Source organism: Streptomyces sp. Pv4-95 (assembly GCF_045782725.1).
Lineage (GTDB): Bacteria > Actinomycetota > Actinomycetes > Streptomycetales > Streptomycetaceae > Streptomyces.
Map to the genome: position 1 here is coordinate 858,522 of NZ_CP127172.1, position 19,385 is coordinate 877,906.

Annotated in this window: 16 protein-coding genes and 1 pseudogene; 9 read left to right on the top strand and 8 right to left on the bottom strand. The window is 70.6% G+C overall.

Annotated features, from left to right (window positions below; all coding sequences use genetic code 11):
• Positions 1–572 precede the first annotated feature (572 nt).
• Positions 573–800 (bottom strand): hypothetical protein, encoded by a 228-nt coding sequence (locus QOM21_RS04005; protein WP_393897743.1) that lies wholly within the window; start codon positions 798–800, stop codon positions 573–575.
• A 226-nt stretch (positions 801–1,026) separates the two neighbouring features.
• On the opposite strand from QOM21_RS04005, the gene QOM21_RS04010 reads away from it, so the two are divergent.
• Together QOM21_RS04010 and QOM21_RS04015 are read left to right on the top strand one after the other, a co-directional pair.
• A complete protein-coding gene (locus QOM21_RS04010) occupies positions 1,027–1,494 on the top strand; it encodes a MarR family winged helix-turn-helix transcriptional regulator (RefSeq protein ID WP_407548224.1) in 468 nt (155 codons plus the stop codon).
• An 81-nt stretch (positions 1,495–1,575) separates the two neighbouring features.
• Positions 1,576–2,754 (top strand): cytochrome P450, encoded by a 1,179-nt coding sequence (locus QOM21_RS04015; RefSeq protein ID WP_407548226.1) that lies wholly within the window; start codon positions 1,576–1,578, stop codon positions 2,752–2,754.
• Positions 2,755–2,837: 83 nt separating this feature from the next.
• Here QOM21_RS04015 and QOM21_RS04020 read toward each other — a convergent pair whose 3' ends face one another.
• The 4 genes from QOM21_RS04020 to QOM21_RS04035 form a co-directional block, all read right to left on the bottom strand.
• On the bottom strand, positions 2,838–3,734 hold the full coding sequence (locus QOM21_RS04020) for a 2-hydroxy-3-oxopropionate reductase (RefSeq protein WP_407548228.1): 897 nt from the start codon (positions 3,732–3,734) through the stop codon (positions 2,838–2,840).
• Between the two features lie 63 nt (positions 3,735–3,797).
• Positions 3,798–4,637, bottom strand: coding sequence for a TIM barrel protein (locus tag QOM21_RS04025; RefSeq protein ID WP_407548230.1), 840 nt, complete (start codon positions 4,635–4,637; stop codon positions 3,798–3,800).
• 155 nt (positions 4,638–4,792) lie between these two features.
• On the bottom strand, positions 4,793–6,565 hold the full coding sequence (gene gcl / locus QOM21_RS04030) for a glyoxylate carboligase (RefSeq protein WP_407555571.1): 1,773 nt from the start codon (positions 6,563–6,565) through the stop codon (positions 4,793–4,795).
• Positions 6,566–8,056: 1,491 nt separating this feature from the next.
• Positions 8,057–9,283 carry an acyl-CoA dehydrogenase family protein gene (locus tag QOM21_RS04035; protein WP_407548232.1) on the bottom strand — a complete coding sequence of 409 codons (1,227 nt, stop codon included), beginning with the start codon at positions 9,281–9,283 and terminating at the stop codon, positions 8,057–8,059.
• A 162-nt stretch (positions 9,284–9,445) separates the two neighbouring features.
• Between QOM21_RS04035 and QOM21_RS04040 the strand changes: the two genes are divergently transcribed.
• Positions 9,446–10,093, top strand: coding sequence for a TetR family transcriptional regulator (locus tag QOM21_RS04040; protein ID WP_393897235.1), 648 nt, complete (start codon positions 9,446–9,448; stop codon positions 10,091–10,093).
• 29 nt (positions 10,094–10,122) lie between these two features.
• Here the strand turns inward: QOM21_RS04040 and def are convergent, their stop codons facing one another.
• Positions 10,123–10,674 carry a peptide deformylase gene (def, locus tag QOM21_RS04045; protein WP_407548234.1) on the bottom strand — a complete coding sequence of 184 codons (552 nt, stop codon included), beginning with the start codon at positions 10,672–10,674 and terminating at the stop codon, positions 10,123–10,125.
• A gap of 187 nt (positions 10,675–10,861) precedes the next feature.
• Between def and QOM21_RS04050 the strand changes: the two genes are divergently transcribed.
• The 5 genes from QOM21_RS04050 (at position 10,862) to QOM21_RS04070 (ending at position 15,383) form a co-directional block, all read left to right on the top strand.
• A complete protein-coding gene (locus tag QOM21_RS04050) occupies positions 10,862–12,100 on the top strand; it encodes a MurT ligase domain-containing protein (RefSeq protein WP_407548236.1) in 1,239 nt (412 codons plus the stop codon).
• A 29-nt stretch (positions 12,101–12,129) separates the two neighbouring features.
• A complete protein-coding gene (locus tag QOM21_RS04055) occupies positions 12,130–12,858 on the top strand; it encodes a type 1 glutamine amidotransferase (protein ID WP_398557095.1) in 729 nt (242 codons plus the stop codon).
• A 172-nt stretch (positions 12,859–13,030) separates the two neighbouring features.
• A complete protein-coding gene (locus tag QOM21_RS04060) occupies positions 13,031–14,056 on the top strand; it encodes a 6-phosphofructokinase (RefSeq protein WP_407548238.1) in 1,026 nt (341 codons plus the stop codon).
• 108 nt (positions 14,057–14,164) lie between these two features.
• Entirely contained in the window at positions 14,165–15,115 is a 951-nt protein-coding gene (locus QOM21_RS04065; RefSeq protein WP_393897240.1) for a cytochrome c oxidase assembly protein, read from the top strand.
• A gap of 109 nt (positions 15,116–15,224) precedes the next feature.
• On the top strand, positions 15,225–15,383 hold the full coding sequence (locus QOM21_RS04070) for a hypothetical protein (protein ID WP_398557092.1): 159 nt from the start codon (positions 15,225–15,227) through the stop codon (positions 15,381–15,383).
• 94 nt (positions 15,384–15,477) lie between these two features.
• Here the strand turns inward: QOM21_RS04070 and QOM21_RS04075 are convergent, their stop codons facing one another.
• The gene (locus tag QOM21_RS04075) at positions 15,478–15,891 is read right to left on the bottom strand and encodes an SSI family serine proteinase inhibitor (RefSeq protein WP_407548241.1); all 414 of its coding nucleotides are present in this window, start codon (positions 15,889–15,891) and stop codon (positions 15,478–15,480) included.
• A 208-nt stretch (positions 15,892–16,099) separates the two neighbouring features.
• On the opposite strand from QOM21_RS04075, the pseudogene QOM21_RS04080 reads away from it, so the two are divergent.
• A pseudogene (locus tag QOM21_RS04080) lies at positions 16,100–16,856 on the top strand (FadR/GntR family transcriptional regulator).
• A 46-nt stretch (positions 16,857–16,902) separates the two neighbouring features.
• Here QOM21_RS04080 and QOM21_RS04085 read toward each other — a convergent pair.
• On the bottom strand, positions 16,903–19,383 hold the full coding sequence (locus QOM21_RS04085) for a SpoIIE family protein phosphatase (RefSeq protein ID WP_407548243.1): 2,481 nt from the start codon (positions 19,381–19,383) through the stop codon (positions 16,903–16,905).
• Positions 19,384–19,385: the final 2 nt, after the last annotated feature.

A 19,385-nucleotide genomic window follows, 5' to 3' on the forward strand; every position in this document is an offset into this window, starting at 1 on the left:
CATCGAAGTCCTGGGCAGGTTGTCGGGCCGGTTCGGGGCGCTGGGTACGTGTGTAGTCACGGGTGCTGTCATGAGTCTGCTCTTTCCTTGAAGCCCGGATCCTTGAAGCCCGGTTCCTTGAAGCCCGGTTCCTTGAAGCCCGGTTCCTTGAAGCCCGAGAGGATCGGACGGCGTCTCCCGCGCGATCAGGGGCGCGGGGTCCACCGCACCGGGGCCCGGCTCGCGCAACGAGCGGGCAAGGGCGACGACACGTCCTTGGCGGAGCGGGCACCGTCCGTCAATCGATCCGGCCATCGTGACCGGCTGGAGCTCGGGCGGGACGGGGGTGGGCCCTGAGGCGTCCAGCCGTCCTCTTTCATCATCACGGTCACCACTCTGCGGCAGGGGGGACGGCGATGCTGGCGGGAATCGGACAGAGCATTTCGAGGCCGACCGTACCTCTGGAGCCGCACCGTGGTCGCCCCTTGTAAGCGCCGGACAGTGAGTCGACATGTCCACCCGTGACTGCGGGCAAGCCGGGCGCGGTGCGCCTGCAGCCGCCGTAGCGTGCAGGCCGGCGATCAGCCCGACGTTCAGGCCGGTGGCATCGGCCAGTCGTTGAGGCTGCCACCGCGCCATTCCACGAGGCGGGGATCATCCAGCTCGATGTCCTCGGCCGGTTCGGCGACTCCGGCACGGCGGAGGAATTCGGCGACATCACCACGCCCGTGGGCCAGGCCGACGATCTGTCCGCGCACGGTGACCCGCCGCCCGCCGGAGGGCGTGGGGGGATGCACGATGACAGGCGGATGCTCGGTCATGCCTACAGCCTGCGCCGGGCTCCGCTCGCGCGCACGTCGAAGAGCGCCCCCTTCCACCGCGGGTGAGACGGGGAGACCATGGACGAAGTGATCCGTGACCCTGTGGATGTCTCCTACACGTCCACCGGATGGCGGGCTAGGGTTTTCCCTGTCGCGCCGGAGCGCAGCCCGCCTCCCCGCGCCGGCGAACTTCGAGACTCAAAGCACTCCTCGGTAGACTGGACATGTGGTGCCATCGACACAGGCCGAACTGACGCGAGAGCTGCTCACCGCCATGCACGAGGTCGTGAGCTGGTCCCAGGTGCAGCTCCGGACGACCCTGGACCGGCTGGAGCTGACCGCACCGCTCTCGGAAGCACTCTGGGCGCTCGATCCGGAACTGCCGGCTCCGTCGATGAAGGTGCTGGCGGGCCGGCTGCACTGCGACCCGTCCAGCGCGACCTTCCTGGTCACCCGCCTTGAGCGGCAGGGCTTCATCGAGCGGGTCCCCGATCCTGCGGACCGGCGCTCCAAGACGGTCGAGCTCACCGACAAGGGGACGAAGGTACGCCATGAGCTGATCGAGGCGATGATCGACCAGTCTCCGCTCACGGCGCTGGGCGTTCCGGATCAGCAGGACGCCCTGCGGCTGCTCCGCAAGGCACTGTCCCAGGCTTCCGCCGCGTGGGAGAGCCTGCCGGAGGACAACAGGTAGCGCGGCGTCCGGGCTCGCGCCCGCCCGCACTCCGCCGAAACCACGCCCCACGCCCCACGCCCCGGTGAGGATGGAGTCGACGTGCCCGACCCCCTGGACTCGGCAGAGTTCTCCCAAGACCCCTATCCCCTGCTCGCCGCGCTGCGTGAGCGCGGCCCCGTCCAGCAGGTGCGCACGGCCAACGGCCGTACGACGTGGGTCGTCACCGGATGGGCGCAGGCACGCTCGGCGATGGCCGACGCACGGCTGTCGAAGGACACCGCCCGTTACTTCGCCGGACGGCCGTCCACGCGCGATCTCGCCCCTGCCGTCAGCCGCACCATGCTCGCCACGGACCCTCCGGACCACGGCCGGCTGCGGAAGCTGGCGATGCAGGCGTTCACGCCGGCGGCCGTGGCGCGCCTGGAGCCGCGTATCCGCGAGATCGCCGAGGGGCTGGCCGACTCGTTGGCCGATGGCGGCTCCGCGGACCTGGTGGAGGAATTCGCCGTCCCCCTGCCCATCGCCGTGATCAGCGAGCTGCTCGGCGTGCCCGAACACGACCGCGCGGCGGTCCGCCGGTGGTCCGACGATCTGTTCTCCGCCGCGGACCCGGACACCGTCGACCGCGCGTCACACGCCATCAGCGACTACATGACGGCGCTGATCGCGGCGCGGCGCGACGCTCTCGACGACGACGTACTGAGCGCTCTGATCGCCGCCAGGGACGACGAGGACCGGCTCACCGAGCCCGAACTGGTCTCCCTGGCCGTGCTGTTGGTGGTCGCCGGTCACGAGACGACGGCGAACCTGATCGGCAACGGCATGCTGGCCCTGCTCGACGACGACGCGCTCCTCGCCCGTCTCCGGGCCGATCTCTCGCTGCTGCCCGCGGCCGTCGAGGAATTCCTTCGCCACGACTCGCCGCTCACCCTCGCGACCTTCCGGTACGCCCGCGAGCCGCTCGATCTCGGCGGCGTCCGGATCGCGGCGGGGGACGTCGTCCTGGTCTCCCCCGGCGGCGCCAACCGCGATCCCGCACGGTTCCCCGACCCCGACGCCGTACGTCTGGACGGCCCGGCCGGGCACCTCTCGTTCGGTCACGGCCCGCACCACTGCCTGGGCGCAGCGCTGGCCCGCACCGAGGCCCGGATCGCCTTCGAGGTGCTGCTGACCCGCTTCCCCGACATGCGGCCGACGGCGGACCCGGGCGCCCTCAACTGGCGGCGCACACGGCTGATGCGCGGCCTCGCCACTCTCCCGGTGACTCTCGCGCCGTAGAAAAGCCGACGCCGCGACTGCAGTGCGGCAGTCGCGGCGTCGGCCGGTCTCTGATCGGTCACGGCAGGAAGCCGTGGACCGGGTCAGCTTTCGGTGGTGGTTCCGGAGAGGCGTTCGACGCCGCGCAGGAGGGCGGAGTGGTCGAGGTTGCCGTCGCCCTGGGCGCGCAGGGAGGCGACCAGGCTCGCGACGACGGCGCCGACGGGCAGGGCCGCCCCGACGGTGCGGGCGGCGTCGGTGACGATGCCCATGTCCTTGTGGTGCAGGTCGATGCGGAAGCCGGGCTTGAAGTCCCGGTTTTTGAAGTTGTCCTTCTTGCGGGTCAGGACGGTGGAGCCGGCCAGACCGCCGTTGAGGACGTCCAGGGCCGCAGCGAGGTCGACGCCGGACTTCTCCAGGAACACCACCGCTTCGGCGCAGGCCTGGATGTTGACCGCGACGATGAGCTGGTTGGCGGCCTTGACCGTCTGGCCCGCGCCGTGCGGACCGCACAGCACGATGGTCTTGCCCAGCGCCTCCAGGATCGGCTTGGCGGCGTCGAAGTCGGACTGCTCACCACCGACCATGATCGACAGCACCGCCTCGATCGCACCCGCCTCACCACCGGAAACCGGCGCGTCCAGCACCCGGATGCCCTTGGCACCGGCAGCCTTCGCCAGGTCGATGGAGGTCTGCGGGGTGATCGAGGACATGTCGATCAGCAGCGCACCGGACCTGGCGTTGTCGACGATGCCGTCCGGGCCGTAGGCGATGGCCTCCACCTGCGGCGAGGCCGGCACCATCGTGATCACGACGTCGGCGTCCTTGACCGCCTCCGCGATCGAACCGGCCGCCGTGCCGCCGGCCGCCGCCAGCCGCTCCAGCTTGTCGGCCTCCAGGGTGTAGCCGGTCACCTCGTACCCGGCCTTGATCAGGTTCTCGGCCATGGGCGACCCCATGATCCCCAGCCCGACCCACGCAATCTTGGGCAGCTTGCTCATACCAAAGCCTCTTTCACACTCAAACGTTCAGACAGATCAGCGGGCAACCGTCAACGGCAGGCGTCAACGGGCCGGGCGCAGCTCGGCCGGCAGCCAGGCGAAGGACTGCGCGCTGGGCGCGTCACCGGGCTTGTACTCCAGACCCACCCAGCCCTGGTAGCCGTTCTTCCTCAGCCGGCCCAGCAGCCCGGCCAGGTCCAGCGCACCGGTACCGGGCGCGCCGCGGCCGGGATTGTCGGCGATCTGCACATGCGCGGTCTTGGCCGTGCAGCGGTCGATGACCTCCTCGAGGTCCTCACCGTTCATCGACAGGTGGTACAGGTCCATCAGGAACCGCGCATTGTCCAGACCCGTCGCCGCGTTCACCGCATCGACGACCTCGATGGCCTTCGGCGCCGAAACGATCGGACAGGCCGGCGACTCCGGCGCATTGAGCGCCTCGATCAGCAGCGTCCCGCCCACCTCGCCCACCGCACGGGCCGCCAGCGTCAGGTTCTCCAGCGCCAGCGCGTCCTGCTCCGCCGCCGCCACACCCTCCACACGATTGCCGTACAGGGCATTGAACGTCACACAGCCCAGCGACCGCCCGAACTCCACCGCCACCGGCACATTCGCCCGGAACCGCTCCGACTCCACACCCGGCACCGACAACGCACCACGGTCCGGACCCGGCAACTGCCCCGCATAGAAGTTCAGCCCCACCAACTGCGTCCCCGCGTCATTGAGCGCGTCCCGCAGTGCATCCAGCTCCGACTGCTCCGGCACCGCGGCATCCACCCACGGCCACCACAGCTCCACCGCCGTGAAACCCGCCGCCGCCGCGGCCGCCGGCCGCTCCAGCAACGGAAGCTCGGTGAACAAAATCGACAGATTGACGTTGAAGCGCGTGTCCGTGAAACCCATAAGGGCCGGCGCTCCTTCCGGATAGCGGATTTCTATTTCTGTTCTACGAGATGGTGGTACTGCCGGGCGGGGCGGTCAAGCCCTCGCCCGGCACACCTGTCCCGACGGGTCCGAGGTCGGACCCCGAGCCCGGACGGGGACCTTCGGTCCCTGCGTCAGCCCTTCAGCGGCTTGATCGCGGTGGGCGCGTGGCCCGGCTCGGTCGCGATCTCTTCCCACTCGTTCACGCTGGCGATGTCGGAACCGCTCATCGAGATGTTGGTGATCCGCTCCAGGATCGCCTCGACGACCACCGGGACGCGGTGCTCGGCGGCGAGCTTCTTGGCCTCCTCGAAGGCGGCCAGCAGCTGGTCGGGCTCGGTGACCCGGATCGCCTTGCAGCCCAGGCCCTCGGCGACCTTGACGTGGTCCACGCCGTAGACACCCAGCTCGGGGCTGTTGATGTTCTCGAACTCCAGGTTGACCTGGAAGTTGATGTCGAGGTTGCGCTGCGCCTGGCGGATCAGGCCCAGGTACGCGTTGTTCACCAGGACGTGGACGTACGGGATCCGGTGCTGCGCACCGACGGCCAGCTCTTCGATCATGAACTGGAAGTCGTAGTCACCGGAGAGGGCGACGACCGGGGTCTCGGGGTCGGCGGTGGCCACACCCAGCGCGGCGGGGATGGTCCAGCCGAGCGGGCCGGCCTGGCCGCAGTTGATCCAGTGACGCGGCTTGTAGACGTGCAGCATCTGCGCGCCGGCGATCTGGGAGAGGCCAATGGTGGTGACGTAGCGCGTCTCCGGGCCGAAGGCCTTGTTCATCTCCTCGTACACGCGCTGCGGCTTCATCGGCACGTTGTCGAAGTGCGTACGGCGCTGCAGCTGAGCCTTGCGCTCCTGGGTGGAGGCGGCCCAGTCGCTGCGGTCGGGCAGCTTGCCTGCGGCCTTGAGCTCCTTGGCCACCTCGACGAACAGCTCCAGCGCGGCCTTGGCGTCGGAGGCGATGCCGTAGTCCGGGGCGAAGATCTTGCCGATCTGCGTCGGCTCGATGTCGACGTGGACGAACTTGCGGCCCTGGGTGTAGACGTCCAGCTTGCCGGTGTGGCGGTTGGCCCAGCGGTTGCCGATGCCGAGGACGAAGTCGGACTCCAGGAAGTTCGCGTTGCCGTAGCGGTGCGAGGTCTGCAGACCGACCATGCCCGCGTTCAGCTCGTGGTCGTCGGCGAGGATGCCCCAGCCCATCAGGGTCGGGATGACCGGGGTGCCGGTCAGCTCGGCGAACTCGACCAGCAGCTCGGAGGCGTCGGCGTTGATGATGCCGCCACCGGCGACGATCAGCGGCCGCTCGGACTCGTTGAGCAGCGTGATGGCCTTCTCGACCTGCGCGCGGGTCGCGGTCGGCTTGAATGCCTGCAGCGGCTCGTACGTCTCGGGGTCGAACTCGATCTCGGTCAGCTGGACGTCGATCGGCAGGTCGATCAGGACCGGGCCGGGACGACCGGAGCGCATCAGGTGGAAGGCCTGCTGGAAGACGCCGGGGACCTGGGCGGCCTCCATGACGGTGGTCGCGGCCTTGGCGACCGGCTTGGCGATCGAGGCGATGTCGACGGCCTGGAAGTCCTCCTTCTGGATCACCGCGGTCGGAGCCTGACCGGTGATGCACAGGATCGGGATGGAGTCACCGATCGCGGAGTAGAGGCCGGTGATCATGTCCGTGCCGGCCGGGCCGGACGTACCGATGCAGACACCGATATTGCCCGGGTTGGCCCGGGTGTAGCCCTCGGCCATGTGCGAGGCGCCCTCGACGTGACGGGCGAGCGTGTGGTCGATCCCACCGGCGCCCTTGAGTGCCGCGTAGAACGGGTTGATCGCCGCTCCCGGCACTCCGAAGGCGTTGGTCACGCCCTCGCGCTTGAGGATCTCCACCGCAGCGCGGGCGGCTGTCATTCGAGGCATCGAGTACTCCTGCGTCGACCTGTCAGGGGCAGTTCCGGCCGAAAGGCCAGGTTCTTAATTCCGCATCATGGAATCAATGTTTTGCTTTATGGAAGGAACGTAGAACGAGACGATCCGCTCGTCAAGGGGATGCCGACCACGCGACGCCGAAATGTCCGCGATGCGGGCGCGCGGGAGGACACGGGCGCGAGAGCGCGTGCGAGAGGGAAGGGAGGCCCGGGCGCGATGGCGCGGGCGCCATGCGCGCGGGCGCGCGATGAGGGCGCGTGGGGAGATGGCGGCGAACCGGCTCGCAGGCGCCGGCGGCTACCCCCCTTAGGCACAGGGGTGCCGAAACGTGCGCATGCCGACGCCGGCCGCCCGTCATGGGAGCGCCGGCGTCAGCAATGCGCGCGATCTGAGGCAGGCCGTCGCAGTCGTACGCCCCAGAGCTCACCCGGCCCGGAGGAGCTGCGCCCCGGACCGCTTCATCCGGGGTCCGCGATCTCCATCACGGGCAGGGCGACACTCGCGGCGCGCGGGTTCACGAGCGCGACAGCGGCGGTCGGCACCCGCCGCCGCCCGGTGAGGCGCGAACTCGCCGCAACCCTCGCCGCCGGGCGAGCGCGCCTTGAGACACGTCCCGACCCGCGCGGGAACGCCGCATTCAGAGGCCGGCGGCTACCGCCCCCTGTCATGCCGACGAACGAACTACTTGATCAGCCAGACCACGAACGCGACGGCTGTAAAGAGCAGCACCGCGCCCTCGATCCAGTCCGTGAACGTGAACTGGCTCTTCTTCTTCGCGTCGGTCTCTCGATCACCGGTCATGTCTGGCTGCCTTTCCCCGCGTTGGCCGAGCCTCAAGATCTACAGCATCACAGAACCATGGCGGCGAGCCCCCCTCGCAGCTCCGACCAGGAACGGCCCTATCCAAGAAGGGCTCTTGCCCAACTCCGTTGCAAGGTAGGCATGTTGAGGGTGGTGACAGACGGCCGACACATCCCCGCAGGCCGCTCCCCGCAGCCCGTACTCGCGGCGCGCCGGCGCTCACTGCGGCATCCCCCGGCTCTCGACGCACCGAAGGCCCCACTCCGCGCCGACATGGGGCCTTTCACGCGGCCCGCTCTACCCGCGTCCTACTGCGGACAGGTCAAGCGGTTCGGCCTACCCGGCCGTCCGCCCGACCGAGCGACGACAAGGTCGTGGATAGCTTGGGCCGTGTACTGCAGGGCATAGAGGGCGTTACCCGCAGGTGACGCTGCCCATGGAACTGAGGATCGCCGATCAGCCGCAGGGCTCGTGGAAGGACTCCCCCGCCCGATCTGGATCGTCGCGAGTACGGCCGCTCCCCGGGTTCGCACCTCCCCGTCGGAAACGATCTCCCAAATATCTCCCACAGCCGTTCGAGGCGCCCGGGAGACCACCGAAGGCCCCACTCCGGCAGGAGTGGGGCCCTACTTCATTCACGGCGGACTACGCGCGTCCTACAGGGGGTTGGACCTAGCGGATCGGCATGCCCGACAACGTCCGCGCGATGACCAGGCGCTGGATCTCGCTGGTGCCTTCGAAGATGGTGTAGATCGCCGCGTCGCGGTGCATCCGCTCGACCGGGTACTCGCGGGTGAAGCCGTTGCCGCCGAGGATCTGTACGGCCTGGGCGGTGACCTTCTTGGCGACCTCGCTCGCGTAGAGCTTCGACATCGAGCCCTCCGCGGAGGTGAAGGGCTTGCCGGTCGTCGCCATCCAGGAAGCGCGCCACACCAGGAGGCGGGCGGCGTCGACCTGGGTGCGCATGTCGGCAAGCTGGAAGGCCACGCCCTGGTTGTCGATGATCGGCCGGCCGAACTGCGAGCGGGTCTTGGCGTACTCCAGCGCCTCCTCGTAGGCGGCGCGGGCGGTGCCGACCGCCATGGCGCCGACGGCCGGGCGGGACGCCTCGAAGGTGGCCATCGCCGCGTTCTTCACGCGCTCGCCGCCGTTCTTCGCCCGCTCACGGGCACGGGCGAGGCGCTCGTCGAGCTTCTCCTTGCCGCCGAGCAGGCAGTGGCCGGGGATACGTACGTCCTCCAGGACGACCTCGGCGGTGTGCGAGGCGCGGATGCCGTGCTTCTTGAACTTCTGGCCCTGGGACAGACCGGGGGTGTTCGGCGGGATGATGAAGGAGGCGTGGCCCTTGGAGCCGACGTCCGGGTCGACCACCGCGACGACGACGTGGACGTTGGCGATGCCGCCGTTCGTCGCCCAGGTCTTGGTGCCGTTGAGCACCCACTCGTCCTTGGCCTCGTCGTAGACCGCGCGGGTGCGCATCGCGCCGACGTCGGACCCCGCATCCGGCTCCGACGAGCAGAAGGCGGCGACCTTCACGTCGTTCGCGTCGCCGTACATCTGCGGCACCCAGGTGCCGATCTGCTCCTGCGTGCCGTTCGCCAGCACCCCGACCGCGGCGAGGCCGGTGCCCACGATGGACAGACCTATTCCGGCGTCCCCCCAGAACAGCTCCTCCATCGCCATCGGGATGCCCAGGCCCGTCGGGTCGAAGAACTGCTGGGCGTAGAAGTCCAGCGAGTACAGGCCGATTTTGGCCGCCTCCTGGATGACCGGCCAGGGAGTCTCCTCGCGCTCGTCCCACTCGGCGGCGGCGGGGCGCATGACGTCGGCGGCGAAGCCGTGAATCCAGTCACGGACTTCCTTCTGCTCGTCGTTGAGCTCCATGGTGAACTCGGCCATGACCCCTCCAGCGCTACGTTCTCAACTGTTGTTACTTGCGGTAACCCAGAGTGTGTTACTCGCCGGTAAGGAATGTCAACTCCCCAAGGTCCGATTTCGCCGTGGAGTGTGGGTGTTACGTTGCGCAAACGCCACGGATTCACAAGGGTGGGGAGCACGACCATGGAGAAGACACAGCACCTCGGTCGCCAGCAGGCGGCGACCGAAAAGCGGCGGCGGGAGCTCTTGGAGGCCGCCGAACGCATCGTGCTGCGCGACGGCCCGGAAGCGTCGATGAACGCCATCGCCGCGGAGGCCGGCATCACCAAGCCGATCCTGTACCGGCACTTCGGCGACAAGGGCGGGCTGTACCGCGCGCTGGCCGTGCGGCACACCGACGCCCTGCTCGACAGCCTTCGGGCGGCGCTGGACGCGCCGGTGCTGCGCCGGGACCGCGTCGAGGCCACCCTCGACACCTATCTCGTCGCGATCGAGACCCGGCCGCAGGTCTACCGGTTCCTGATGCACCCGGCCGACGACGCGAACCAGGCAGAGTCCGGTTTCGATGTCGGACGGCACTCCGCTCCCCTGCTCCGCCGGCTCGGCGAGGAGCTCGCCAAGGTCATCGGCGACCGGCTCGACCTCGGGCCGGCCGGCGAGGAGATGGCCCGCGTGTGGGGGCACGGGATAGTCGGCATGATGCACGCGGCCGGCGACTGGTGGCTACGCGAACGCCCCTGCTCGCGCGAGCAGTTGGTCCAACACCTGACCGACCTGTTGTGGGGTCAGCTGGCCCTCGTCAAGGACCGTGCGAGCGGCCCCGGCTTCTGATACGACGCCGGAGGGCGCGGGTCCGCCGTTCAGCGGGCGGACTCCGCCGCCCAGGGCGCCTTGGCCGCCGCGCGCAGCGCCCACCGGCGCCGCAGCCCGGTGAGGTGGTCGACGTACAGACCGCCGTCGAGGTGATCGCACTCGTGCTGGAGGCAGCGGGCGAAGAAACCGGTGCCGGCGACCTTCCTGGGCTCGCCGCCGACGTCGAAGCCCGTCACCACGGCCTCGTCGTGCCGCGGGGTCCCGGCCTCGATACCGGGCAGCGAGAGGCAGCCTTCCGGGCCGCGCACGAGAGGACCGCCGGTTTCGAGGAGGCGGGGGTTGACGAGATGTCCGAGATGGCGGCGGTCCTCGTCGTCGGGGCAGTCATAGACGAATACCCGCAGCGGCACGCCGATCTGGTTGGCTGCCAGCCCCACGCCGCGGGCGGCGTACATCGTCGCGAACATGTCCTCGATCAGCCGGGCGAGTTCACCGTCGAAGGCGGTGACCTCCCGACAGGGTTCGGCGAGGACCGGATCGCCCAGAAGGCGCAGGGGGCGCGGGCGGCCTGAACTGCCCGGGATGGTGCGGGGACGCATGGGGGTAAGCGTACGGTCCTGCTCATACCGGATGCCGCGGCACGGGTGGCGGGGTTCGGGCTCACGCCCGGATCTCGATAGGCTGCTCCCCGACCGAAGCCTCCGGCCGGTCGTCGGCTGCGGAGGAGGCGTTCCACCGGCAGCCCACAGGGCAGGAGGGCGCCGGATGCAAGGAGGATCAAGGACGATGGCAGGCAACACGGAGCCGCTGTCGCCGCGGGCCAAGCTGGCCGTGACGGCGGGCAAGGCCGCGGCGGCGGTATCGCGCGCGGCGGGCCGCGGCAGCGGATCGGTGATCGGTGGCCGGGTGGCACTCAAGCTCGACCCCGACCTGCTGGCCCGGCTGGCCCGGCATTTGGACGTCATCCTGGTGTCGGCGACCAACGGCAAGACGACCACGACGCGGCTGATCGCGGAAGCGCTGCGGGCCAGCGGTCCGGTGGTCTCCAACGCGCTCGGCGCCAACATGCCGGCGGGCATCACGTCCGCACTGGCCGGTGGCTCCGACGCCCGTTTCGGCGTCATCGAGGTGGACGAGAAGTACCTCTCCAACGTGGCGCGGGATGTGACGCCGAAGGCCATAGCGCTGCTGAACCTCTCGCGCGACCAGCTCGACCGTGCCGCGGAGACGCGGATGCTGGCCGAGCACTGGCGCGAGGGCCTGGCCGGCTCCAAGGCTCTGATCATCGCCAACGCGGACGACCCGTTGATCGTCTGGGCGGCCTCGTCGTCCGCGAACGTCGTGTGGGTCGCCGCCGGCCAGGAGTGGAAGGACGACGCCTGGTCGTGCCCCTCCTGCGGTGGCGTGATGCAGCGCCCGGGCGAGGACTGGTTCTGCGGGGAGTGCGGCTTCCGCCGCCCGACCCCCAGCTGGGCGCTGTCCGGCGACCACGTCCTGGACCCGCACGGCAGCGCGTGGCCGATCAAGCTGCAGCTCCCCGGGCGGGCCAACAAGGCCAACGCCACGACGTCCGCCGCGGTCGCGGCCGCGTTCGGGGTGCCGCCGCAGGTCGCGCTGGAGCGGATGTACTCCGTGCAGGCGGTGGCCGGCCGCTACGACGTCGTCACCTTCATGGAGCGGGAGCTGCGGCTGCTGCTGGCGAAGAACCCGGCCGGCTGGCTGGAGACGTTCTCGCTGATCGACCCGCCGCCGACGCCGGTGATCATGTCGGTGAACGCCCGCGGCGCGGACGGCACGGACACCTCCTGGCTGTGGGACGTCGACTACACCCGGCTCGCCGGGCACCCGATCTTCGTGCTCGGTGACCGCAAGCTGGACCTCGCCGTACGACTGGAGGTCGCCGGACTCGACTTCCACGTGTGCGAGAGCCTTGACGAGGCGGTGCGGATGGCACCGCCCGGCCGGATCGAGGTCATCGCCAACTACACGGCCTTCCAGGACCTGCGCCGTCGCGTGGGCAACTGAGCATGATGCGCGGACAAGGACGAGCGAGCATGAGTGACAACAGCCTGCGGCTGGTGTGGATCTACCCGGACCTGCTGAGCACCTACGGCGACCAGGGCAACGCCCTCGTCGTCGAGCGGCGGGCACGTCAGCGCGGCCTGGATGTGCAGCGCCTGGACGTGCGGTCCGACCAGCAGATCCCCACCTCCGGCGACATCTACCTGATCGGCGGCGGTGAGGACCGGCCGCAGCGGCTGGCCGCCGAGCGCCTGATCCGCGACGGCGGTCTGGACCGTGCGGTCTCCAACGGCGCGATCGTCTTCTCGGTGTGCGCCGGCTACCAGATCCTGGGCCACGAGTTCATCAACGACCTCGGTGAGCAGCAGCAGGGCCTGGGCCTGCTGGACGTGGTGAGCACCCGCGGTGAGGCGGAGCGCTGCGTCGGCGACGTCCTCGCCGACATCGATCCGCAGTTGGGGCTGCCGCCGCTGACCGGCTTCGAGAACCACCAGGGCGTGACGCACCTGGGCCAGACGGCCCGGCCGTTCGCCAAGGTGCGGTTCGGCAAGGGAAACGGCGTCGGCGACGGCTACGAGGGCGCGTGGAACGACACCGTCTTCGGCACGTACATGCACGGCCCGGTGATGGCCCGCAATCCGCACATCGCCGATCTGCTGATCAAGCTCGCGCTGGACGTCAACGCGCTGCCGCCGGCCGACGACCGCTGGTACGAGGCACTGCGGCAGGAGCGGATCGCCGCGGCGACCCAGCCCGCCTGAGGCACCGAGGCCCTCTCGTCCTCATTTCTCCCGCATTGCTCCCGTTTCGTACGCCCGCAGTCCGCACTGCGGGCGTACGTGTGCCCAGGGTCTCCGCGCTTGTAGGGTGTGCGGGATCCAACCGGACGACGGGGTCCGGGCCTCCGGTTGAGTTGCAGAGGGTTTTCGAGCAATGCGTATTGGTGTACTCACCTCCGGCGGCGACTGCCCCGGTCTGAACGCCGTCATCCGGTCCGTCGTCCACCGCGCCACCGCCGATCACGGCGATGAGGTGATCGGTTTCCGGGACGGCTGGAAGGGCCTGCTGGAGGCTGATTACCGCAAGCTCGACCTCGATGCCGTCGGCGGCATCCTGGCGCGCGGCGGCACCATCCTCGGGTCGTCCCGGGTGCAGCCCGCCCATCTGCGCGACGGCGTCGAGCGTGCCCGCGGCCATGTCGCGGAGCTGGGCCTGGACGCGATCATCCCGATCGGCGGCGAGGGCACGCTGAAGGCGGCCCGGCTGCTGTCCGACGCGGGGCTGCCCATCGTCGGCGTCCCGAAGACGATCGACAACGACATCGCCGTCACCGACGTGACGTTCGGTTTCGACACCGCGGTGGGTGTCGCCACCGAGGCGCTCGACCGGCTGAAGACGACCGCCGAGTCGCACCAGCGGGTCATGATCGTCGAGGTCATGGGACGCCACACCGGCTGGATCGCGCTGCACTCGGGAATGGCGGCCGGTGCGCACGCGATCGTGGTGCCCGAGCGCCCCTTCGACATCGACGAGCTGACCGCCCGGGTCGCCGCGCGGTTCGACGCCGGCAAGAAGTTCGCGATCGTGGTCGTCGCCGAGGGCGCCAAGCCGCGCGAGGGCACGATGCCGTTCGACATCGGCGGCAAGGACATGTACGGCCACGAGCGGTTCGCCGGGGTCGCGCGCCAGCTCTCCGTCGAGCTGGAGAACCGCCTCGGCAAGGAGGCCCGCCCGGTCATCCTCGGCCACGTCCAGCGCGGCGGCACCCCGACCGCCTACGACCGGGTCCTCGCCACCCGCTTCGGCTGGCACGCCGTCGAGGCCGCGCACCGGGGCGACTTCGGCATGATGACCGCGCTGCGCGGCACGGACATCACGCTGGTGTCGCTCGCGGAGGCGGTGGAGACGCTCAAGACCGTGCCCGTGGAGCGCTACGCCGAGGCCGAGTGCGTGCTGTGACTTCCGCGCGATAGTTCCGCGCTGTACGAACCGCCCCCGGCCGAGGCATCGGCCGGGGGCGGTTCTAGTCTGGTCGCCGGAGTATCGGTACGAATCAGGAGCGAGCGGATGGATCACAGCGGGCACGGCATGAACATGGATCTGCCGCCGTTCACGCTGGGACGCGGCCTGGAGTTCGGCGGCGACGCGTTCTTCCTCGTCGGCTGCCTGCTGGGGCTGGTGTTGTACGGCTGGGCGGTGGTGCGTCTGCGGAGGCGCGGTGACGCCTGGCCGGTGAGCCGGATCGTCGCCTGGGTCGTGGGTGTCCTGACGGTCGCTCTGGTGATGTGCACCAAGCTCAACGACTACGGCATGGCGATGTTCAGCGTGCACATGGTCCAGCACATGGTGATCAGCATGCTGTCGCCGATCCTGCTGCTGCTGGGAGCGCCGGTCACGCTGACGCTGCGCGCGCTGCCCACCGCCGGGCGCGGCAACAAGGGCCCCCGGGAACTGCTGGTGGCGCTGCTGCACAGCCGCTACATGCGCATCATCACGCACCCGGCCTTCACCATCCCGCTGTTCATCGCGAGCCTCTACGCGCTGTACTTCTCGCCGCTCTTCGACTTCCTGATGGGCTCGCGGACCGGGCACATCGCGATGATGGTGCACTTCCTGGCGGTCGGCCTGATCTTCTTCTGGCCGATCATGGGCGTCGACCCGGGGCCGCACCGGCCGGGCTATGTGATGCGGATGCTGGAGCTGTTCGCGGGCATGCCGTTCCACGCGTTCTTCGGTATCGCGCTGATGATGGCCTCGGAGCCGATGGTCGGCACGTACACACACCCGCCGGCCTCGCTCGGCATCGAAGCGCTGGCCGACCAGACGGCGGCGGGCGGCATCGCCTGGGCCTTCAGCGAGATCCCGTCCGTGGTGGTGCTGATCGCGCTGGTCTTCCAGTGGTACAAGTCCGAGGAGCGCCAGTCCCAGCGCTCGGACCGGGCCGCCGACCGCAACGGGGACAAGGATCTGGCGGACTACAACGCCTATCTCGCCTCGCTCCACGCCCGGGGGCAGTGACGCCGGGGACGGAGGACACCTAGCGGTACGGGCCGCGGCCGGGGACGATGGGTCCCAAGGCCGCGGCCCGTGGCGTGGATGCCCGGGCCGGCAGGAGGAGGTTACGGGTATGCCCGGATCTGCTAAGACGATGGCCGTGTGCACGGTGGGGGGCCTGGTGGTCGCGACCGCCTACACCGTGGCGCTGGGCGGCAATGGCTGGCTCTGGTTCTCCTGGGTGGTGTTGGCCCTGGTGACGATCGGTGTGGTGGCGGCGCGGCAGGCATGAGCAGCCGAAGGGGCCCGCGCCAAAGCCGCTGACCAGCGGTGATGCGACTGCGCAGCCGACGGGGCGGCTCGCGTCGCCCGGTCGGCGCGCGCCGTCAGAAGCGGAAGACCGGCCCCGTCGCGGAGTCCATCGTGCAGGCGCTGGGGAAGTCCCTGTGCCAGTCGATGGAGCCGCCACGCCAGGTCCCGGTGGCGGTGACGGTGACCGGGTCGTACTCCTTGGTGCATGCGTGCGGCTCCCCGCGCAGCGCGTTCAGATCGCCTCGTGCCCAGGTCAGCGCGTCGCAGGCGGCCGTGCCGTGCGGATGGTCGCCGCGGGTGTCGGGGCAGACCAGCCGGATGCCGCGGACCCAGGTGTGCTGGGCGTCGGACACGGTCAGGAACAGGCCGCCGTCGCTCGTCGGCCGGGCCGCGCCGGCCGGGGTGGCCGTCGCGCCCCACACGGTCAGCGCCGCCACGGCGGTGGGGACGGCGGCTCGGGCGAACAGACGTGAACGGCTCTCGGGCATCACGGGCTCCTGAAAGGCACGGCGGGATCGACTGCGGGAGCGTGGGCTCGGGCACCGCGGCGCCCGGCCGCCCCAGGGCACCCCGCCGGACGCCCCCGGACAAGCGGCCACGCCGTGGGGTCGCCCGGACGGAGCTTCCACAAGCCGGTCCTCGGCCGGAGCCGTACGGAACCGTGCGGCGCCGGCCGAGGTGGCGGGACCCACTGCCGTGACCCCGCCACCGAATGCGGCGCCCGGCACTGTCCGCCCAAGCCCCTTGGTGGAGCGGGTCATTGAGCGCTTGCAGGGCGAGAACGACTGCGGCGACTGGCTCGTGGGCACCAAGCTGCCCAGCGAGACCGCCCTTTCCAAGGAGCTCGGTGTCGGCCGCTCGACGGTCCGCGAGGCATTGCGCGCGCTCTCCAGCTTGGGACTGGTCCGGGCCCGTCAGGGCGCCGGCGTCTTCGTCATCGCCACCCGGCCGGTGGAGGAATGGCCGGACCGACTGCGCCGCGCGGCCCTCGCCGACGTCTACGAGGTGCGCATGCTGATCGAGGTGCAGGCCGCCCGGCTGGCCGCCGAACGGCGGACCGACGAGGACTGCGCCACGCCGGCGAGGGCGCTGGAAGCCCGGCGGACGGCGGCAGGCGGCAGGCGGCAGGCGGCAGGCGGCAGGCGCGGACAACGCCGCCTTCGTCGACGCGGACATCGCGCTGCACGCCGCCGTCGTGGCCGCCGCGCACAACCCCGTACTCACCGACCCGTTCACCGAATTCGTGCCGGCGCTCCGGCGCGGGCCGGTCGAGCTGCTCGGCCTGACCGCCTTGCGTGAGGACGAGCCCCACCACGGCGACGCCTCGCACGCGGCACTCGTGGACGCCGTCCGGCGCGGCGACGAGCAGGCGGCGGCCGGCACGCTGCAAGAGGAACTGGCAGCCACGCCGGCCCTGTTCCGCACGCCGGGCACCGCCGCGGACTCCCGGTGAGTGAACCCGGCATCCACGCCGAACGGCCGTCCCCCGCCGTGCCCCCTCACACCTCGGCCACGGGGAGCGTCTGCTCGGCCCAGATGGTCTTGCCCGTCGGGGTCTGCCGGGTCCCCCAGCGCCGGGCGAGCTGGGCCACCAGCAGCAGTCCGCGTCCGCCCTCGTCGTAGACGCGGGCGCGCCGCAGGTGCGGGGCGGTGCTGCTGGCGTCGGAGACCTCGATGATCAGCGTGCGGCCATGGATCAGCCGCAGCTGTACGGGGTGCTGGCCGTAGCGGATGGCATTGGTGACCAGTTCGCTGACCACCAGGCCGGTGACGAAGGCGGCATCGTCCAGGCCCCAGGCCGTCAGCTGGTCGGTGGCGAGCCGCCGCGCGCGGGCCACGACGGACGGTTCGGAGGGGATGTCCCAGGTGGCGACCTGGTCGTCGCGCAGGGCGCGGGTGCGGGCGAGAAGCAGGGCGATGTCGTCCTCGGGGCGTTCGGGCAGCAGCTCGTCGAGCACGCTGTCGCAGAGGGCGTCCAGCGTCGGGGCGGAACGGGCCAGCGCGGTGTGCAGGCTGTCGAGTCGGCGCTGCTTCTCGTCACCCGCGTCACCCGCGTCGGCTGGGTCGGCTGCGTTTGGGGAGTCTGCGGCGTCTTCGGCGTCGTCGCGCACACCGAGCAGACCATCCGTGTAAAGGGCAAGCAGGCTTCCCTCGGGCAGTTCGACCTCCACGGCCTCGAAGGGCAGGCCGCCCAGCCCCAGGGCCGGGCCCGCGGGAACGTCGAGGACGCCGACGGTGCCGTCCGGGGCGACCGTGGAGGGCTGTGGGCGGCCGGCCCGCGCGAGGGAGCAGCGGCGGGTGATCGGGTCGTAGACCGCGTACAGGCAGCCGGCCCCGATGACCCCGGCCGCGGCCGGATCCGCGCCGTCCTCCTCGGCGGACAGGCGCGTGACCAGGTCGTCGAGGTGGGTGATCAGCTCTTCGGGCGGCAGGTCGACATCGGCCAGGGTGTGCACCGCGGTACGCAGTCTGCCCATGCTGGCCGACGCCTGGATGCCGTGGCCGACCACATCACCGACGACCAGGGCGACCCGTTCGCCGGACAGCGGGATCACGTCGAACCAGTCACCGCCCACCCCGGCCCCGTGGACGGCGGGCAGATAGCGGGAGGCGACCTCCAGGGCGGCCTGCCGGGCGAGTTTCTGCGGCAGCAGGCTTTGCTGCAGGGTCACCGCGGTGGTGCGCTCGCGGGTGTACCTACGGGCGTTGTCGATGCAGACGGCCGCCCGGGCGGTGATTTCCTCGGCCAGCAGCATGTCCTCCTCCACGAAGGGCTGCGGGCTCCTGTGGCGTGCGAAGAGGGCCATTCCGAACGTGATGCCGCGTGCCTGCATCGGCACGATGATCGCCGAGTGCATGCCGTGGTCGCGCACCATCGAGGCGCGGGCCGGGTCCTGGGCCGCCCAGCGGGCCATCGAGAAGTCGGTGATCTGGTAGACGGCGGCCCGGCCCGCGCTCACGCACTCGGCCGGGGGTGAGAACTCCGGGTAGGTGGCCACCTCGCCCACCCCGACCAGGGCCTCGATGTTCCCGATGACGGACTGCATGCCGGTGCGCCGCATGGTGATCGGACCGGTCAGCCGGCCCGAGGGCGGTTCGTCGCCGCGGTGGAGGAAGGTCAGCAGGTCGACGGTGGCGAAGTCGGCGAACTGCGGTACGGCCACGTCGGCCAGCTCCTGAGCGGTGCCGGCGATGTCGAGGGTGGTTCCGATGCGGCGGCCGGCCTCGTTGATCAGCAGCAGCCGCTGCCGGGTGACGTGCTCCTCGGTCGTGTCACGCGCCGCGAAGCACACACCGCGTATACGGCCGCCCGGGTCCTTCAGCGGAGCGAGCGAGACCGCCCGGACATGGTCGCGGTCCTCGCCCGGGGCACGCAGGCGGTTCTCCAGAAACTGCCGCTCGCCGCTCTCCAGCACGCGGCGCATGGCTTCCTCGTTCTTCTCGGCGTCGGGGTGCGCCATGATCTCGGTCAGCCGCCGACCGCGCATCTGCGCGTCCGTCATGGCGACCGCGTGTTCCATGTCGGCGTTCGCCCGCACCGACCGCAGCTCCGTGTCGTAGATCGCCAGAGCCCTGGGGGACTGGGCGAACGCCCACTGCGCGAGGGTGTCCGCGAACGCCGAGCGCGGATCCTCCGCTCCGGCGCACACCAGCAGCCACTCGACACCGCCGCCGTCGGCCGCCCCGCGGTACGCGAGCACCTCCGCTGCAACCCGGCCGCCGTCCCGGTGCCGCAGCTCCATCCGCCGGCTCCCACCGGACCGGCGGTCGGCGGTACACCCTTCGGCGTCCTCCTCGTCGGCGAGCAGATCCTTCGCCGGGCGGCCCACCACGTCGTCCTCCCGGGCGCCCAGAAGCCGCTCGGCGCCCTCGCTCCACCCCGTGACGATGCCGCGCCCATCGATGGTGGCCGTGGCGGTGTACGCCCCACCCAAGGGGCCCTCCGGCCGGTCTCCGTGTGCCGCGCGGCGTCGCGTCACCC

Bases quoted from the DNA above. Each gene is read 5' to 3' on its own strand.
- QOM21_RS04005 (WP_393897743.1), bottom strand. From the start codon at position 800: ATGACCGAGCATCCGCCTGTCATCGTGCATCCCCCCACGCCCTCCGGC.
- QOM21_RS04020 (WP_407548228.1), bottom strand. From the start codon at position 3,734: ATGAGCAAGCTGCCCAAGATTGCGTGGGTCGGGCTGGGGATCATGGGG.
- QOM21_RS04025 (WP_407548230.1), bottom strand. From the start codon at position 4,637: ATGGGTTTCACGGACACGCGCTTCAACGTCAATCTGTCGATTTTGTTC.
- gcl (WP_407555571.1), bottom strand. From the start codon at position 6,565: ATGACAGCCGCCCGCGCTGCGGTGGAGATCCTCAAGCGCGAGGGCGTG.
- QOM21_RS04035 (WP_407548232.1), bottom strand. From the start codon at position 9,283: ATGGCCGAGTTCACCATGGAGCTCAACGACGAGCAGAAGGAAGTCCGT.
- QOM21_RS04040 (WP_393897235.1), top strand. From the start codon at position 9,446: ATGGAGAAGACACAGCACCTCGGTCGCCAGCAGGCGGCGACCGAAAAG.
- def (WP_407548234.1), bottom strand. From the start codon at position 10,674: ATGCGTCCCCGCACCATCCCGGGCAGTTCAGGCCGCCCGCGCCCCCTG.
- QOM21_RS04050 (WP_407548236.1), top strand. From the start codon at position 10,862: ATGGCAGGCAACACGGAGCCGCTGTCGCCGCGGGCCAAGCTGGCCGTG.
- QOM21_RS04055 (WP_398557095.1), top strand. From the start codon at position 12,130: ATGAGTGACAACAGCCTGCGGCTGGTGTGGATCTACCCGGACCTGCTG.
- QOM21_RS04060 (WP_407548238.1), top strand. From the start codon at position 13,031: ATGCGTATTGGTGTACTCACCTCCGGCGGCGACTGCCCCGGTCTGAAC.
- QOM21_RS04065 (WP_393897240.1), top strand. From the start codon at position 14,165: ATGGATCACAGCGGGCACGGCATGAACATGGATCTGCCGCCGTTCACG.
- QOM21_RS04070 (WP_398557092.1), top strand. From the start codon at position 15,225: ATGCCCGGATCTGCTAAGACGATGGCCGTGTGCACGGTGGGGGGCCTG.
- QOM21_RS04075 (WP_407548241.1), bottom strand. From the start codon at position 15,891: ATGCCCGAGAGCCGTTCACGTCTGTTCGCCCGAGCCGCCGTCCCCACC.